Here is a 16,517-nt window from a genome sequence, read left to right on the forward strand (position 1 = left end):
ACGGAGGAGGAAATCAATCACGCCAACTGATTGATGATGGTGAATCCATGCCGCGGGAAAAAATACGATACCCGCCGTCTTGAAATTGAAGCGGTACACTGCCATCCAATATTCCCCCATACCGCGGTGAGGATGGCACGATCCTATTGGTATCACCATCAGAATTGGCGCGGCAACACGGAAATACCCACTGACAATGGCGCTTATTTCGCCGGTTCCCGCTTATCTGCACCAATGTGTTCAGCGTATCATAAAGTTATGTCAATGCCAGCCGATGCAATAGATAGCGATTTCTCTTTTCCAATATCGGTTTTTGGCGGAGTGAAATGGTGGGCGTACAGAAAGAAAAGGCATCCGGAAGCATGTGGTTTTGATGAAAAAGTGGGGCGGCTGTGACTCCACGCCCGGACAAAGCAGGCAACGTACTCCCGGAGACAGCCGCATCACCAATCTTAATTAACGCACTTTCATCGCGCCACCGGCTGACAACAAGACAGCCAAAATGACGTCGTGAGGTGTTTTTTTGGTCACTCACATGGCCCCTGGTGTTGGCACTTCTTATCAGAGTGTACAAATATCACACTAAACGCGCAAGTCCAATTTAATGCCTTTATGATGCCAATCTAAGTCCAAGTGAATATTGTCTGACGAACTCATTTGGCTCAACATTTGTACTTAACAATTGCGTATGCTGAAAGCAGCATAAAACAATAAAAGGCTGCAATATGCAGGAATTACTTCTTTGGATACGGGATAATCTGGGCGGGCAATCTTCAGCACCGCGTTATATGCAGCTTGCTTCGCTGCTTGAAATGGAAATTGGCCGGCGTAAGGCGTTGTCAGGACAGTTTTTACCTGCTGAAAGATTGATCGCTCAGCAGCTCGGGTTATCCCGCGTTACGGTTTCCCGTTCCATGTCGATGCTGGAAAAGAAAGGGTTGATCGTTCGTCAGCAAGGCGTGGGAACCAGAATCAGTCAACATCTGAACTATTCGTTAGATTCTGATGAGGCGGGTTTTACCTCACTGGTGCTGCGGCAAGGCGGGACGGCCGGTAATCTCTGGCTTGAACGGGTCAAAAAGAAATTGCCTGCGTCGATAGCGGCAGAAATGTCTTTGCCGAAAGAGACGCTGGCAACCAAGTTACGGCGCGTTCGCTTAATCAATGACGACCCGGTGTCGTTGGAGATCACATGGATCCCGCTGGCGTTGTTGCCGAAGCCTGAGCAACTGGAACATTCGCTCTATCAATATTGGGCCGCACGGAATATCTATCCGGATAAAAAACGCTATCGATTGAAAGCGTTGGCGTGTCCGGCAGACATCGCTGAGCATTTGCATGTTCCTGCGGGTTCACCCATTTTGTTATCCCGGCAGCATACCTACAATACGCGTGGCGAACTGCTGGAGTATTGTGAAATCTATTGTCGCAGCGATGTGTATGAGTTTCAGGTGACAGACTAAAACATGCAGGGGCGTACTGACCGGCAAGCGTCATCGGCCTGCCGGCAGCGAGAAGGAAAATTAGTCGTTTCTGGGCGAATCAGGATCGGGACCAAGACGTTTGCCGCTATCCAGTTTGGCAATTTCGCTGAGTTCAGCTCTATCCAGCCGGAAATCAAACACGTCAAAATTTTCCCGAATGCGTGAAGGCGTCACCGATTTGGGGATCACCACCAACCCGTTATCCAGATGCCAGCGGATGACGATTTGTGCCGGGGTTTTACCGTACTTGGTTGCCAGTTTGCGGATGATCGGTTGATCGAAGATACCCTCGCCCCCTTGTGCCAGCGGGCTCCAGGATTCGGTTTGGATATGATGATTCACGTTCCAGATATGCAGCGGACGTTGTTGCAACAGCGGGTGTAATTCAATCTGGTTAATGACGGGAAGAACGCCGGTTTCGTCTTTCAGGCGCTGTAAATGGTGGGCATGGAAGTTACTGACGCCAATACTTTTAACCAGCCCTTGCTCCTGTAGCTTAATCAGCCCTCGCCAGGCCTCCACGTAGGTGTCCTGCTGCGGCAGCGGCCAATGAATCAGGTACAAATCCACGTAGTCCAGTTGCAGCTTTCGCAGGCTTTCTTCCAGGGCTTTCTGCGGATCTTTCTGATCGCTGTTCCAGAGTTTGGTGGTAATGAATAATGTATCGCGCGGAAGCTCCGCCTGCTGTAATGCCAGACCGACGCCCTCTTCATTTTTGTAAATCGCGGCGGTATCGATGGCGCGATAACCTGTCTTTAAGGCTTCAGTGACGGCAGATACCGTTTCTTCATTGTTTGCTCGCCAGACGCCCAGACCTAACTGCGGCATGATATTGCCGTCAGCCAGTTTAATTTTAGGTTGCGTCATGTCATTCTCCTTTTTAACCGTTAATCAATGTGATATCGGGTGGTTAACGGGAATTTGCAGCCCGTTGATGCGACAATTCGATGCGATATCGAGCGCTTCGCAAGAACGGGCATGTCGTTTCATTCTAGCCGAAAAATGCGTCTGCGTTTTTGTCCTCTCCATCATTTCGGCTATCGATTTCCAGATACGGGGTTATCCCGTGCCGGGTTATTTTTTCCCGCGCTGAAAACGTTAAAGCGTAACGATGGATGATGGTTTTGGCGGGGAGGTGAGGATTACCGTGCCGCTTCGTAAATCCGCTGACTATCCGCCAGCGTAATGTCATGATGCTCACCCAGCGCCGTCATACCGTGTTCTCCCAGCTTGGCAACCATTGCCGGGATGGTGCCGCCATCCAACTGATAGTCGGACATCCGGGTGGGAACGCCCATTTTCTCAAAGAAATCACGGGTTGCGGCGATGGCGCCATCAATACGCTGATCTTCACTGCCATCCCGTAAGTTCCACACGCGTTCTGCATATTGCAGCAGTTTGGCGCGCTTCTGCGCTTTCTTCGCCGTCAGCATGGAAGGCAGGACAATCGCCAGCGTCTGGGCATGATCGAGCCCGTGCATTGCCGTCAGTTCATGACCCAGCATATGGGTCGCCCAGTCCTGCGGCACACCTGCGCCAATCAGTCCGTTCAATGCCATGGTGGCGCTCCACATCACGTTTGCCCGGACTTTATAATTCTGCGGTTCGGACAGCGCGCGCGGCCCCTCTTCAATCAGCGTCAGCAGCAAGCCTTCGGAGAAGCGATCCTGCACCTTGGCATCAATAGGATAGGTCAGGTATTGCTCAATGGTGTGAACAAAGGCATCCACAACGCCGTTGGCAATCTGGCGTTCAGGCAGCGTGTAAGTCACCACCGGGTCGAGCACGGCGAATACCGGCTGAACATGTGGCGAGAAGAAGTGCTGTTTATCGCCTGTAGCACGGCGGGTAATGACTGCGCCGCTGTTTGATTCGGAGCCCGTCGCCGGCAGGGTCAGCACCGCGCCCATAGCAATACCGCTGGTGATGTGGGCCCCGGTGGTTTCCAGAATATGCCAGGGGTCCGGCGCGGCCTGGTAGTCTGCCGCGGCCGCGATGAATTTGGTGCCGTCAACGACGGAACCGCCGCCCACGGCCAGCAGAAAATCAATTTTTTCCGCGCGAACAATGTCAACGGCCTTCATTAAGGTTTCATAAGTCGGATTCGGTTCGATACCGGAGAACTCGAGAACATTTCGTCCTTCCAGCGCCTGGTGTACCTGATCCAGTACGCCATTGCGTTTTATGCTGCCGCCGCCATAGGTGATGAGAATCCGTGCGTCAGCCGGAATTTCTTTGCTCAATTCAGCGATTTGACCTTCACCGAACAGAATTTTGGTTGGGGTATGAAGTATAAAATTCAGCATTAGGCTATTTATCCTATTTAATAATAAAAATCAGGTTGTAATCTCACTGAGCATCTGTACTGCCATCGCCTGAGCGGGGTTCGGATGTCTCAATGACAATCATCGGGTTTATTCTTGGGATCTATCATTGATTGCACAATGCTCATTCCTGTTTGGTTATTGCCTATTTCTACAAAATCCAATAGAAAGCGGTGATAAATTTACTTCTCTATGGCATTTTGTCTCTGATTTACAGAAGAGGTGATGAAATGTCCGTTGATAGCCCGCATGAGCGGATGGTGAAGCAGGCGATATGCTATTCATCAAAAAACTGGGTGACGCAGTCACCGATTCCACAGGTCAGAATTCTCTATGCGAATGAGCACCATCCACGTTCGCCGGTCATGTATGACCCGATGATTGTCATTATTTTGCAGGGGCAGAAGGTTGGTTATCTGGGGGGGAAAACATTCCGGTACGACCCGAAAAACTACCTGCTGATGACCATACCGCTACCTTTTGAATGTGAGACGTTCGCCAGCGCCGAACAGCCTTTGATTGGTCTCTCTATCCGTATTGATATGCAGATGCTGCAAGATCTGCTGATTGATATCGGCGACGACGACAGTGTAATTCGGCCTTGTTCCGATACCTGCGGCGTAAATAGCGTGCCTTTGACCGATGAGGTGCTGTGTGCCGTCGAACGTCTCCTGGATGCCATGGATAGCCCGCGCGATGCGCGCGTGTTGGGGCCGCACATTGTCAGAGAGATTATTTATCATATGCTGTGCGGCGAGCGCGGCGCATCGTTGCAGGCCCTGGTGAATCGACATACGCACTTTAGCCAGATTGCGAAAGCGCTGCGTCGAATAGAAAACCAGTATGCGGATAGCCTGAATGTTGAGCTGCTGGCGGCAGAGGTCAACATGAGTGTTTCTGCGTTTCACCATAACTTCAAAGCGGTGACCAATACCTCACCGTTGCAATATCTGAAGTCCTATCGGCTACATAAGGCGCGTTTGATGATGCTGAATGACGGCCTGAAAGCCAGTACCGCAGCTATTCGGGTGGGGTATGAGAGCGCGTCCCAGTTCAGCCGTGAATTTAAACGCTATTTTGGCGCCACGCCGGGGGATGAAGTGGCGCGTCTGAGGTCCGGCAACATGGCGGTAGAAGCGGGCTGATTACTGAAGGCGGCGTGTCAGATGTTTACGCCACACCACGACGACCATGCCGATTAATCCGCACAGCAGCAGGATCATGGGAAGAATGATCAGCGCGGTCATCACCTGATCTTCATAGCGTTTTACCAGCGGAATATGGCTCAGGGTGTAACCCAATGTCACGATACCACCGACCCAAAGGAAGCCACTGAGCCAGTTAAATATTTGAAAACGGGCGTTATTCAATCCGGCAATTCCCGCTATCGTCGGTAACAGCGTGCGGACAAAAGCCAGAAAACGACCGATCAGTAAGGCGACCAGTCCGTGACGATAGAAAAGGCGGTGAGCCCGTTGATGATAGTGAGCGGGTAACTGCAACAGCCAGCCTTTCACCAGCCGGGTATCGCCCAGCCAACGCCCTTGCAGATAGCTGAACCAGCAGCCGAGGCTGGCAGCCACGGTCAGCAGAATCATGGTCGGAATAAAATTCATGACGCCTTTGGCAATCATGGCTCCCGTCAGTAACAGCAGACTATCACCGGGTAGAAAAGAGGCAGGCAGCAATCCGTTTTCCAGAAACAGGGTGGTAAACAAAATACCGTAAATCACCCATATGACTTTGGGGTCGGCTAGTGCGCTGAAATCCTGTTGCCATAGCGCCTGAATAATTTCATGAACCATGTTACTTCCCGCCAGGTGACTGAAGCCCTAAAAAAACAAAAACAGGACAAAATGCCCGAACCACCATATCGTAATGATGGCGTTGATACCAACGTAGGGCGATGCGCTTATCGTGTTAATGCCGCCAGTAATATTTATTAGATAAGCGCTGAATTCAGATTAAGGTAAAGCGTTTATCAATCAATATATATGATACACGCTTTGCCTGCCCCGACGCAGGTAAATCAAACGACGGGGTTCTTATGGCCGTCACACTTCCTGAATTCTGTTAAAGCCCGCAGCCAGGTCTTCAATCAGATCGTCACAATCTTCAAGTCCGATATGTAACCGAATCAAGGTACCGGTAAAATCAACGCCGGCAACCGGACGGATGGATGCCAAATCATCAGGCTGATTGGCCAGGATCAGCGATTCAAATCCCCCCCATGAATAAGCCATGCTGAAGTGCTCGAAGTGGTCCAGGTAGTTTGCCAGCTGTGTTTTGCTCAACCGTTCTTTCAGGACGAATGAGAACAGGCCGTTGCACCCTGAGAAATCGCGGACATAGAATTCGTGGCCTTTACATTCCGGGAGCGCCGGGTGGTTGACGACCGCCACTTCGGGGCGTTCTGACAACCATTCGGCGATGCGGATACTGCTTTCCTGATGCTGTTTCAAACGAACGCCCAGAGTACGCAGGCCGCGGCCGGCAACGTAGGCGGTGTCGGCATCAACCATTTGCCCCATCAGGTAGGAGTGTTCGCGCAACTGCTCCAGACAGCGTGCGTTGGAAACGGCGGTGCCCAACATGGCATCGGAATGGCCCACAATGTACTTGGTGCCGGACTGCACTGAGATATCAATACCAAATTCCAACGCCTTGAACAGGATACCCGCAGCCCAGGTATTATCCATAATGATGACGATTTCCGGGTTGATACGGCGCACCGCCTGCACAATCGCTGGGACATCATGCACTTCCATGGTGATGGAACCCGGTGATTCCAGAAACACCACCTTGGTATTTTCCTGAATGAGTTCGCTGATACCTGCCCCGATCAAGGGATCGAAATAGGTGGTGCCAATATTCATCTTACTGAGAACGGTATTGCAGAAGCTTTGGGTCGGCTCGTAGGCGGAACCGGTTACCAGCACATGATCGCCTGTCGAAACGAAAGAAAGGATGGCATTGGCGATCGCTGCCGCGCCGCAGGGATAAAGTACGCAGCCGGCGCCGCCTTCCAGCTCAGCCATGGCTTCCTGAAAGGAAAAATGGGTCAGCGTACCGCGGCGGCCATAAAAAAGCGCGCCTTTTGCCCGGTTGATGGTGGCGTGTTTTTTATCCTGAACGGTATCAAACACCAGGGAGGAAGCGCGTTGGATAATCGGGTTTACGGAACCTTGCGTGAATTTTTTACTGCGTCCTGCGGCGACCAGTACCGTTGCCGTTTTTTTGCTTGTCATAACCAATATCACCTTTTCTCTGTTCAGGTCTCGCCGGGTTATTCAAAACGCCTGTATGACCGTGTGTTAGCGGGAGTCTCTCTGCAATAGGAGGCTTTCTACGTTATCACGCCTTGAGCGGCGCGTGGGCGCGCTTTTCTATATGAAAGGAAAAAATGGCAAGAGTGACTGTTATTACGCCGTGGGAAGGGGCTTCCTGCTGTGCGAAGATGAAAGTCTTTCAAGTATCCATGCGGTGAAGGCAAAAACGAGCGATGAAAAAAGCCCGCAGTAAAAAGCGGGCTTGATGCGTTGAGTCGGAATGGCGTTTATCAGCCGGTATGTACGCCAAACAGTTTGGGAAGCCAGAGAGAAATCGCCGGGATATAGGTCACCAGCATCAGTACGAAGAACAGCCCGCAATAAAACGGCAGCATGGCTTTTACCACCTGTTCGATTTTCTGTTTACTAACCGCGCTGGCCACAAACAGAACAGAGCCGACAGGCGGCGTGATCAGCCCGATCCCCAGGTTAACCAGCATGATCATGCCGAAGTGTACCGGATCAATGCCCAGAGAAATGGCGACCGGCAGCAGCACGGGGGTCAGGATTAAAATCAGCGGCGCCATATCCATCAGCGTACCGATCAGCAGCAGCATGATGTTAATCCACATCAGGATAACGTACTTGTTATCGGAGATGGAGGTGAAAAAATCCGTAATGCGGCTTGGCAACTGCATATAGGTCATGATCGCCCCAAACGCGGCGGCAAAACCAATCAGGATCATCACAATCGTCACCGTTTTCACGGTGCGATACATCAGCTTAGGCAGTTCGGACCATTTGTAATCCTTGTAGATAAACATGGTGACGAAAAACGACCACAGACAGGCGATGGCTGCGGACTCTGTTGCGGTAAAAATACCGGAAAGAATCCCACCCATAATGATGACAACGGTCATCAATCCCCAGAGCGTATCAACGAAGATTTTCAGCGCCTGGCGAAAGGGAACCCGCTCACCTTTGGGATAGCCGCGTTTGTGTGCGAATCCCACGCACATGATCATCATGGTCAGGCTGAGCAGCAGACCTGGCACGATCCCGGCAATAAACAGCGAGGCGATGGAAACCGTACCGCCGGTTGCCAGTGAGTAAATTACCGAGTTATGGCTTGGCGGCGTCAGGATCGCCTGAACGGAACCGCTGGCGGTGACGGCCGCGGCAAAATCGCGTGGGTAGCCCTTTTTTTCCATTTCAGGAATCATCACCGAACCGATCGAGGCGGTATCCGCGACAGAGGAGCCCGATATGGCGCCGAAAAAGGTGGAGGCGACAATGTTAACCAGCGACAGACCGCCACGAATGAAACCGACAAAGATATAGGCGAAGTTGACCAGACGGCGGGCGATACCGCCTTCAGCCATAATTGCGCCGGCCAGAATGAAGAAGGGAATCGCCAGCAGTGAAAACTTGTTCACGCCGTTGGTAATCTGGATCATGACCGCTTCAAGTGGCAAATCGATCCAAAGCGCGCCAACGATGGCGCTGAGCCCGACGGCGTAAGCGACGGGGACGCCGACCGCTAACAATATGGCCATTGCGGCAACTAAAATAAATGCATCCATGGTATTGGCTCCGAATTAAGAACTGCCAAGCATCACCACAGGGCGTTTATCCTGCGGGCCAAAACATATTCTTTCGATGATGAAGAGCAAGGTAATCAGCGATCCGATTGGCAGTGGTAAATAGCTTTCGCCTGCCGTCAATAAAGGAAACTCTGCAACGGGCTGATCCCATAGCTCCATACACAGCGTGGCGCTGTAGTAAAGAATGAACAGGCTGATCACCAGCATCAGAATATTGGCCAGATGTGAACAGATTTTCTTCCCTGCATCAGGAAGGCGATCGGTAAGCATGCTAACGGCAATATGTGAACAGGAACGATAGCTGACGGCTGCGCCGATAAAAGTAAAGGTCACCATGCAGATAATCGATATCGGTTCCGGCCAGGATAATGCGGCATTCAATGCATAGCGTGCGAATATGCCGATGGGAATGATAAGCGTCATGATTAATAACGCCAGACCTGAAATCCACATGGCAATAAAATAGAGAATATCCATGGTTGAAATATAAGTGCGTGCCATATTTTCACCTGTATACCATCAATGATGACGGGTAAATAAGCCCTGCTGTTTTACCCGTATATACCCGATATCGTTCAAGTTCAGCCGTGATATCCGTCCTCATCCACCCCGGCTGTTTAATGTTTTATACGGCCGGGGTGTCATTTTGGTTACTGTCTTTAGCTTTATGACGTCTATTGGGTATAGCGAATTTATTATTGTACGTCGGCGACGGCTTTAATCAGATCTTGATATTTGGCACCAAATTGATCGCGCACGGATTGAGTCGCTTTGAAATAGTAGTCATTATCTATTTCATGGAACTGAACGCCGCCGGCTTTCATTTTATCCAGCGATTGTTGAGTGTATTCATTCCAGAGTACCCGCTGTTCCTGCTGGGCTTCTTTGGCGAATTTCAGAATAAGATCCTGATCTTCTTTAGAAAGTTTATCCCATTTTGTTTTTGAGTAGAGGAATACTTCCGGAATAATAAAGTGTCTGCTCCAGGTAAAGTTTTTGGCAACCGGCATATAGTTATGTGCAATATAGGTTGGTGGATTATTCTCCGTGCCATCAATAACGCCGGTTTGCATACCGCTGAAAACTTCGCTGGTGCCCATTGCAATAGCGTTGGCGCCCATTGCTTTTAACGTCGCGAGTGCAACCTGACTGGTCTGTACGCGAATCTTCATGCCTTTAAGATCTTCCGGTTTGGCGACGGGCTGTTTGGTGATCAGATTACGGGTACCGGCATCCATCCAACCCAGAAACACCAGCTTGGATCTGCTGTTATTGGTAATTTTATCGCCAATTTCCTGTCCGATTTGTCCATCAAGCACTTTGTGCATATGGTCTTCATCGCGGAAGACATAGGGGAGGGTAAAGACTTCGATTTCAGGCAATATGGCGGCAACCGGTGTCATGGAAACACGAATAATATCAATGGCACCTAATTGCGCCTGCTCAATCATTTGTTTTTCATCACCAAGAACACCGCCGGGAAAGGTTTTGATTTCCAGTCGGCCATTGGTGGCGGCTTTCAGTTTCTCCCCCATCTTTTGTACTGCAACGACATTTGGATAACCTTCAGGGTGAACATCAGAGGCTTTAATTTGTTGCGCTTGAATGGCTTGAGTCATAAATAATGCCGCAGAACTCAGGCAAAGGCTTATCAATGTTTTCGACAGCTTCATTGAGTTATCTCCAGAGGTGATGGGTAAGGTAGAGTAAATTTATTCAAATGGTCTATTTAATAAGAATTAAGCCCATTAACGGGCTGGGGCCAGTTGTGAGAGCGGGGGCGGTGTTCCTTATCTGTTTTATTGTCCTGATGAAGTTCCCTTGAATTCTCAAGAGTAAGCTAACCTATTATACAACTTTGGAGAATGACCCATATCACAAAAGCCATATGTGATATGAAATGCTGTTTTATATGAGGGATTTTTCGAATCAGAAGACATGATGTGATGTAATTTGATGTTTTTATTTATTTTAATATTGAACAATATTTCCATTCCTGTCGGGCAACTTCCGGGGCTGCGGCAGAAAATGGTGTGATAACTTAATGTCGATCACATAACGGAAAACATTAATTCTTATCGTATCGCCGGCTATCGCTTGCGGAGTGCTGTCACCGACAGCGCGTTGATTCGCCGGTCGGGAAGGCGTGAAGGCCATAGCCATGCATGCCCAACTTGCAATAAGCGAGACACGGAATAAAAAGTATCGGTTGTTATTCCTTTATGTAAGTGGGCAAATCATTTTTATACCATATTTGCATTTTCTGCCTGTCACGACGCCATCCGCACAAAGTGCAGCGACAAAAAACGCCTGACAGAGTGTAAATAATAATGAGAACGACTATCAATTAACTCAGGGTCTGATATTATTTCAGGCTGATTTCTTGCGTCATGATACCCGTCATCTTTCGAGTCGCAGGTGTGTTGGTGCCAAGGTACAAGTATTGAATTAACGGTGGAGGCACAGCGTGAATACGGCTGTCAGTAACATTACTCAACAGGTGTCATCAGCCTGGCAAAAAAAACGTGGCGCATTCAGCGCATTTTCCCGTAGCGTACTGATTATTCTGCTGTTTAGCGCAGGGCTAAGCGGACATGTGTTTGCGGCTCCCGCGACAGCGCCGATTTCTGGCGATAATTCAGGCGCGACCGCCGCTCAGCCCACTCCTCCGCCTGAGGCTGAGGCGCCGACACTGGATACCGCAACGCCGGCTCCTGCGACGCCGGATGTATTGGCTCCAGCTTCTCCGCTTTCTCTTCCTATGAGCGCAGATCCGGACGCGAACAATCTTATGAGAACGGATTTATCGGTCTGGGGAATGTATCAACACGCTGATGTCGTCGTGAAGTCGGTCATGATCGGTCTGTTGCTGGCTTCCGTCGTCACCTGGGCGATTTTCTTCAGCAAAACCGTTGAGCTAATGGGAGCCAGGCGTCGCCTGCGCCGTGAATATCAGGCCCTGGAACAGGCCAGAACGCTGGATGACGCGTCAGAAACGGCGGAAACTTTCAACGCCGGCAGTGTAGCGCAGCTGCTTCTGGGTGATGCGCAGAATGAGCTGGAGCTGTCAGCGCGTTCTGACGACAACAGCGGTATTAAAGAACGTACCGCGTTCCGTCTGGAACGTCGCGTTGCGGCGACCGGGCGCCATATGGGACGTGGAAACGGCTATCTGGCGACGGTTGGCGCTGTGGCGCCGTTTGTCGGGTTGTTCGGCACCGTATGGGGCATCATGAATAGCTTCATTGGTATCGCACAGACACAGACCACCAATCTGGCCGTTGTGGCGCCGGGTATTGCGGAAGCCTTGCTGGCGACCGCCATTGGTTTGGTGGCGGCGATCCCTGCCGTTGTGATTTATAACGTGTTTGCCCGCTGGATTGCAGGCTATAAAGCGCAGGTAGGGGATGTTGCCGCGCAGGTGCTGTTGCTGTTGAGCCGCGATCTGGATGTTGCAGCCAGCAACGACAACCGGGCGTCATCGGCGCATAAACTGCGGGTGGGATAAGTCATGGCCATGCATTTGAACGACGATGTGAGTGACAATGGCGAGATGCATGATATCAACGTAACGCCGTTCATTGACGTCATGCTGGTTTTGCTGATCATCTTTATGGTGGCGGCCCCGCTGGCAACGGTGGATATTCGTGTAGATCTGCCCGCATCTTCTGCCGCGCCTCAGCCGCGTCCGGAAAAACCGGTTTATCTGACGGTGAAAGCGGACAAGCAGATTTATGTGGGCGACGATGCGATTAATGAGCAGTCACTGGCTCAGGTTCTTGACGCCGAAACCGGCGCCAATAAAGAAACGACTATCTTCTTTCAGGCAGACAAAAGCGTGGATTATGAAACCATGATGAGTGTCATGGATGCGCTACGTAAGGCCGGTTATCTCAAAGTCGGGTTAGTTGGCGCGGAGTCCGCCGCCAAATAGCCACATGTGAGAAGATGATATTCACGGCGGCTCCTGATTTACTGACGTGAATCAGGATGCCGCCAGTGTATACGGGTCGGTATATAGCGTTTGTCCTCGTCCAGCGGCTGCTGGTCAATCAAACGCGTAATCATTTCAAAGCTGTTTCTCGCCAGCGTTTCACAATCCTGCGCAATGGTGTCAATCTTTAGCGGTAAACAGTCAAACAGATAGTGATCGTCAAAGCTGCACAGACGGATATCGCTTTCCATCAGGTTGTGTTGATTCAGATAACGCAGTACCCCTTCCAGCAAACCGCAGGCGGCGACAAACAGCGCTTTGGGCGGGCGACCCAGCGTTGCGCACAGCTGTGCGAACATTTCATAGCCGGAGCTGGGATGGTAGCTGCCGTGAATAATCCATTCTGGCCGGCATTCCAGACCTGCACGCTGCAATCCTAACTGAAACCCTGCCAGACGGTCGCGGGTCGGGGAAATGCGGGATTGACCGCCAATGAAATAGAACTCTTCCCGATGCTGACGAGCGATGCGTTCCACCAGCTCTGCCGTTGATTCCACGGCTTCGGAAATCACCAGCGGTAATGTGGAGTCGCCAATTACCCGGTCGAATTGCACCACCGGCAATTGTTGATTGATTTTCTGGTATTCGGTATCGCTGAGCATGCTGGAAGCAACGATCAAACCATCAACCTGACGCTGTATCAGGCTGTTGACGGCCATCATTTCCTGGCTGGCATTTTCATCCGTACAGGCGATCAACAACTGTAATCCCGCTTCACGGCACAACATCTCCAGCTCGCGCGAGATAACCGCGAAGCCGTAGTTGGTCATTTCCGGCACCACCAGCCCCAGCGTATTACTGCGGGAAGAGCGCAGTGAGCGGGCATGAATACTGGGTTGATAGCGCTGCTCGTGGGCAACGGCCAGAATGCGATCGCGGGTTTCATCAGAAACGCGAAACTCTTTGCTGCGGCCATTCAGTACCAGACTGGCGGTGGATTTTGATACACCGGCCAGTGTGGCGATGTCACTGATTGTTACGCGTTTAGTTTGTTTCACCACGGAGTCTGCTGTCAGAAAAAAGGTGCGGTCATTCTATCACGCATGACGCCAACAGCCAGTGTTGCAGCGTCAGTCTTCCCGGTCCGCTGAAGGAAAGCGTCGCATCGCGATCCGGGAAATAGCGGGCAGAAATCACCGCGGCTCCTTCATTGATAAAAATTTCGACGCTGGAACGATCGCACAGGATCTGCAACTGATTAAGTTCCCCGCGCCAGTAGCGGTGTTCGGGCTCTCCTGTCCGCAGGTTACGGCGGCTTAAGGTCAGCCGTTCACCATCCCAGCAAAGCACCAGCAGAGAAGCGAAATTCAGCTGGAACTCTCCCTGTACCGTCATCAAAATCTCTGCGCTGTGGATGGGAAGGGAAGGCGCATAATCGGCAGTGCCGCGCCAGGCGCAATGCTGGGTACGCAACTGTTGCAGTTCTCGCACTGGCTGTTGATACAGCGCGTCGCCACGGAGCGTCAGCTCGCGTGGACAGGTCATGGTATGGATCCAGCCATGCGCGATCGTGGGTTCAAAAAATTCGTTTTCGTCGGGAATCGCCATCCAGGCAAACATCAAGCGTCGGCCATCTTCGCTTGCGGTAGTTTGCGGGGCATAAAATTCAAAGCCAAGATCCAGTTCGTGAAAACCCTGGTGTTGGTAATGGCCGTGCTGATAATCCAGAGCGCCAACGAAGTAACCTGACTGAAAGGTATTCAGATAACGTTCTTCTTCTGGCGGAAGCCCTTGTGGACAGCAAATGAGGATTTCCCGTCCGTCGAGAGAGAATAAATCCGGGCATTCCCACATGTAGCCAAAATCGCCGAGCCCACCGAGCCGGGAACCCGCGATTTCGGCTACTTGTTCCCAGCCGAGCAGATCGTTGGAGCGATACAGCAGTACTTTCCCTTGTAACGCCTTATCCTGCGTGCCTAACACCATGTACCAACTATCGTCGTGCTTCCAGACTTTCGGGTCGCGGACGTGGCCGGTATAGCCTTCGGGCAGCGTAAGTACCGGCCCCAGCTTGTCGTATTCGCCGTTGCTGTTTTCCCGGGCGATACACTGGAAAGCGGTACGCGAACCGTCTTCATACTTGACGTTGCCGGTATAAATCAGCGTGATCGCATCGTTATCCACTACGGCAGAGCCGGAATAGCAACCGTGAGTTTCGTAGCTTTCACTGGGAACCAGCGCGACAGGCTCGTGTTTCCAATGCACCAAATCAACGGAACTCCAGTGCCCCCAGAATTTGGCTCCGTGGGCACAGGCTAAAGGATTCCACTGATAAAACAGATGGTAACGCCCGTTGTGATGAATAAATCCATTTGGATCGTTAAGTAGCCCCACGTTCGGTGACAGATGCCAGGCCGGACGATAGGGATCATCATGAGTCTGGTTATGACCCGACATCAGGGCATGCGCCATGCGCTTTAATAAGTGGACTTCCTTCATTATTCGCTATCCGTTTTATATTTCAGCAGCAGTGAGATGATAAATGCCGCGCCAAAGGCGATCAGCATACCAATCAGATAGCTGAGCATAGAACCCGCTTGTACAATAGCCAGACCGGGAAAGCCCGTCAGCCCAACGGCCGTCATGTTGACATGATTGAAGACGACCCAGGCTCCGCCCAGTGCGCCGCCGGCCAGGGCCGCCAGAAACGGTTTGACGAATCGCAGATTGATACCAAATATCGCCGCCTCGGTGATGCCAAGCAGGGCGGAAAATGCCGAGGGAATGGCAATCGCCTTGATCTTCACATCTTTGGTTTTGAAATAGACGGCCAGACACGCGCCGCCTTGCGCCACGTTCGCCATGGCCCAAATCGGCAGCAGGAAATTCACGCCGATACCCGGATTTCCCAGCAAACCGGCTTCAATCGCATGGAAACTGTGGTGAACGCCGGTGATGACGATTGCGGAATAGAGTCCGCCAAACAGCAATCCGGCCAGCCATCCGGCGTGGGTGATCAGCGTGCTCAGGACGAAGGAAATACCATCGCCCAGCATACGGCCAGCCGGGCCGATGATCAGTAAGGCAATAAAGCCGGAAATGACCACGGTCAGGAATGGGGTGACAATGATATCTAACGCATCCGGTACGACTTTACGCAGCCGTTTTTCCACCAGGCTCATGAACCAGACGGCCAGCAGCACCGGGAATACGGTTCCCTGATAGCCCACCATGGCGATATCCAGACCGAACAGGCTCATGGTCTGGAACCCGCTGGCTACGCCCCAGGCGTTAGTCAGCGCTGGATGGGTAAGGATCCCGCCCAGCGTGGCGCCGAGATAGGGGTTTCCGCCAAATTCCCGTGCGGCGGTAAAGCCGATAAGGATGGGCAGGATGATAAAGGCGGCGGAGCTGAACATGTCCAGCATGATGAAAATCGCACTGTCGGCATCGGCCCAGCCGTAGGTTTTGATCAAGCCGAGCAGACCCATCAGCAGACCGGATGCCACGATAGCCGGAATGATGGGAACAAAGATGTTTGACAGCAGACGAGCCAGACGTTGCAGCGGGTTTAGTTTTTGTGCGGCTAATGAGGCTGCCTCAGACTTGCTGGATTCGCTGATGCCGGCGGCTTTGATGAATTCGGCATAAACTTTATTTACCAGTCCGGTGCCGAAAATGATCTGAATCTGCCCCGCGTTGTGGAAACAGCCTTTGACTCCTTCGACATTTTCAATCGCTTTTTTGTCGGCGAGACTATCATCGGTCAGTACCAGACGCAGACGGGTGGCGCAGTGGGCGGCACTGGCGATATTTTCTTTCCCGCCCAATAACGGAATGAGCGCTGTCGCTGTGGCGTTAATGTCCATTTTATTCCTCTTTTATCATTTGGATACGAGGTA

General features: G+C 51.5%; 14 protein-coding genes. 4 read left to right on the plus strand and 10 right to left on the minus strand.

Annotated features, from left to right (window positions below; translation table 11 throughout):
* Positions 1-725: 725 nt before the first annotated feature.
* Positions 726-1,463 (plus strand): GntR family transcriptional regulator, encoded by a 738-nt coding sequence (locus tag B4923_RS07955; RefSeq protein WP_109053820.1) that lies wholly within the window; start codon positions 726-728, stop codon positions 1,461-1,463.
* A 60-nt stretch (positions 1,464-1,523) separates the two neighbouring features.
* On the opposite strand, the gene dkgA is transcribed toward B4923_RS07955, so the two are convergent.
* Both dkgA and yqhD read right to left on the minus strand, forming a co-directional pair.
* Entirely contained in the window at positions 1,524-2,351 is an 828-nt protein-coding gene (gene dkgA, locus B4923_RS07960) for a 2,5-didehydrogluconate reductase DkgA (RefSeq protein WP_109053821.1), read from the minus strand.
* Positions 2,352-2,626: 275 nt separating this feature from the next.
* Positions 2,627-3,790: an alcohol dehydrogenase gene (yqhD, locus tag B4923_RS07965; protein ID WP_109053822.1), complete on the minus strand. Its 1,164-nt coding sequence runs from the start codon at positions 3,788-3,790 to the stop codon at positions 2,627-2,629.
* Positions 3,791-4,038: 248 nt separating this feature from the next.
* On the opposite strand from yqhD, the gene B4923_RS07970 reads away from it, so the two are divergent.
* Complete coding sequence (locus B4923_RS07970; RefSeq protein WP_109053823.1) at positions 4,039-4,953, plus strand: AraC family transcriptional regulator; 915 nt, start codon at positions 4,039-4,041, stop codon at positions 4,951-4,953.
* Here B4923_RS07970 and B4923_RS07975 read toward each other — a convergent pair whose 3' ends face one another.
* The 5 genes from B4923_RS07975 to B4923_RS07995 all read right to left on the minus strand — a co-directional run bounded on the left by B4923_RS07975 (position 4,954) and on the right by B4923_RS07995 (position 10,354).
* Positions 4,954-5,613 carry a DedA family protein gene (locus B4923_RS07975; protein WP_109053824.1) on the minus strand — a complete coding sequence of 220 codons (660 nt, stop codon included), beginning with the start codon at positions 5,611-5,613 and terminating at the stop codon, positions 4,954-4,956.
* Between the two features lie 249 nt (positions 5,614-5,862).
* Positions 5,863-7,056, minus strand: coding sequence for a cystathionine beta-lyase (metC, locus tag B4923_RS07980; RefSeq protein WP_109053825.1), 1,194 nt, complete (start codon positions 7,054-7,056; stop codon positions 5,863-5,865).
* A gap of 311 nt (positions 7,057-7,367) precedes the next feature.
* Positions 7,368-8,660, minus strand: coding sequence for a TRAP transporter large permease (locus B4923_RS07985; protein ID WP_109053826.1), 1,293 nt, complete (start codon positions 8,658-8,660; stop codon positions 7,368-7,370).
* A gap of 15 nt (positions 8,661-8,675) precedes the next feature.
* Positions 8,676-9,182: a TRAP transporter small permease gene (locus tag B4923_RS07990; RefSeq protein ID WP_109053827.1), complete on the minus strand. Its 507-nt coding sequence runs from the start codon at positions 9,180-9,182 to the stop codon at positions 8,676-8,678.
* Positions 9,183-9,376: 194 nt separating this feature from the next.
* On the minus strand, positions 9,377-10,354 hold the full coding sequence (locus B4923_RS07995) for a TRAP transporter substrate-binding protein (protein WP_109053828.1): 978 nt from the start codon (positions 10,352-10,354) through the stop codon (positions 9,377-9,379).
* 1,088 nt (positions 10,355-11,442) lie between these two features.
* Here B4923_RS07995 and exbB point away from each other — a divergent pair.
* Positions 11,443-12,189, plus strand: a complete 747-nt coding sequence (exbB, locus tag B4923_RS08000; RefSeq protein WP_109053992.1) for a tol-pal system-associated acyl-CoA thioesterase — start codon at positions 11,443-11,445, stop codon at positions 12,187-12,189.
* Between the two features lie 3 nt (positions 12,190-12,192).
* Positions 12,193-12,615: a TonB system transport protein ExbD gene (exbD, locus tag B4923_RS08005; RefSeq protein WP_109053829.1), complete on the plus strand. Its 423-nt coding sequence runs from the start codon at positions 12,193-12,195 to the stop codon at positions 12,613-12,615.
* Between the two features lie 38 nt (positions 12,616-12,653).
* On the opposite strand, the gene B4923_RS08010 is transcribed toward exbD, so the two are convergent.
* Genes B4923_RS08010 through B4923_RS08020 form a run of 3 tightly spaced genes read right to left on the minus strand, consistent with a single transcriptional unit; the run spans position 12,654 to position 16,484 of the window.
* Positions 12,654-13,673, minus strand: coding sequence for a substrate-binding domain-containing protein (locus tag B4923_RS08010; protein ID WP_109053993.1), 1,020 nt, complete (start codon positions 13,671-13,673; stop codon positions 12,654-12,656).
* A gap of 31 nt (positions 13,674-13,704) precedes the next feature.
* Positions 13,705-15,114, minus strand: coding sequence for a glycoside hydrolase family 32 protein (locus B4923_RS08015; protein ID WP_109053830.1), 1,410 nt, complete (start codon positions 15,112-15,114; stop codon positions 13,705-13,707).
* Complete coding sequence (locus B4923_RS08020) at positions 15,114-16,484, minus strand: sucrose-specific PTS transporter subunit IIBC (RefSeq protein ID WP_109053831.1); 1,371 nt, start codon at positions 16,482-16,484, stop codon at positions 15,114-15,116. The genes B4923_RS08015 and B4923_RS08020 overlap by 1 nt, the downstream gene beginning before the upstream one ends.
* Between the last annotated feature and the right edge of the window lie 33 nt (positions 16,485-16,517).

Source organism: Brenneria roseae subsp. americana, from assembly GCF_003115815.1.
GTDB classification, from domain to species: Bacteria; Pseudomonadota; Gammaproteobacteria; order Enterobacterales; family Enterobacteriaceae; genus Brenneria; species Brenneria roseae.

Bases quoted from the DNA above. Each gene is read 5' to 3' on its own strand.
- exbB (WP_109053992.1), top strand. From the start codon at position 11,443: ATGAGCGCAGATCCGGACGCGAACAATCTTATGAGAACGGATTTATCG.
- B4923_RS07955 (WP_109053820.1), top strand. From the start codon at position 726: ATGCAGGAATTACTTCTTTGGATACGGGATAATCTGGGCGGGCAATCT.
- B4923_RS07970 (WP_109053823.1), top strand. From the start codon at position 4,039: ATGTCCGTTGATAGCCCGCATGAGCGGATGGTGAAGCAGGCGATATGC.
- B4923_RS07990 (WP_109053827.1), bottom strand. From the start codon at position 9,182: ATGGCACGCACTTATATTTCAACCATGGATATTCTCTATTTTATTGCC.
- B4923_RS07995 (WP_109053828.1), bottom strand. From the start codon at position 10,354: ATGAAGCTGTCGAAAACATTGATAAGCCTTTGCCTGAGTTCTGCGGCA.
- dkgA (WP_109053821.1), bottom strand. From the start codon at position 2,351: ATGACGCAACCTAAAATTAAACTGGCTGACGGCAATATCATGCCGCAG.
- B4923_RS07985 (WP_109053826.1), bottom strand. From the start codon at position 8,660: ATGGATGCATTTATTTTAGTTGCCGCAATGGCCATATTGTTAGCGGTC.
- B4923_RS08015 (WP_109053830.1), bottom strand. From the start codon at position 15,114: ATGAAGGAAGTCCACTTATTAAAGCGCATGGCGCATGCCCTGATGTCG.
- yqhD (WP_109053822.1), bottom strand. From the start codon at position 3,790: ATGCTGAATTTTATACTTCATACCCCAACCAAAATTCTGTTCGGTGAA.
- metC (WP_109053825.1), bottom strand. From the start codon at position 7,056: ATGACAAGCAAAAAAACGGCAACGGTACTGGTCGCCGCAGGACGCAGT.
- B4923_RS07975 (WP_109053824.1), bottom strand. From the start codon at position 5,613: ATGGTTCATGAAATTATTCAGGCGCTATGGCAACAGGATTTCAGCGCA.
- exbD (WP_109053829.1), top strand. From the start codon at position 12,193: ATGGCCATGCATTTGAACGACGATGTGAGTGACAATGGCGAGATGCAT.
- B4923_RS08020 (WP_109053831.1), bottom strand. From the start codon at position 16,484: ATGGACATTAACGCCACAGCGACAGCGCTCATTCCGTTATTGGGCGGG.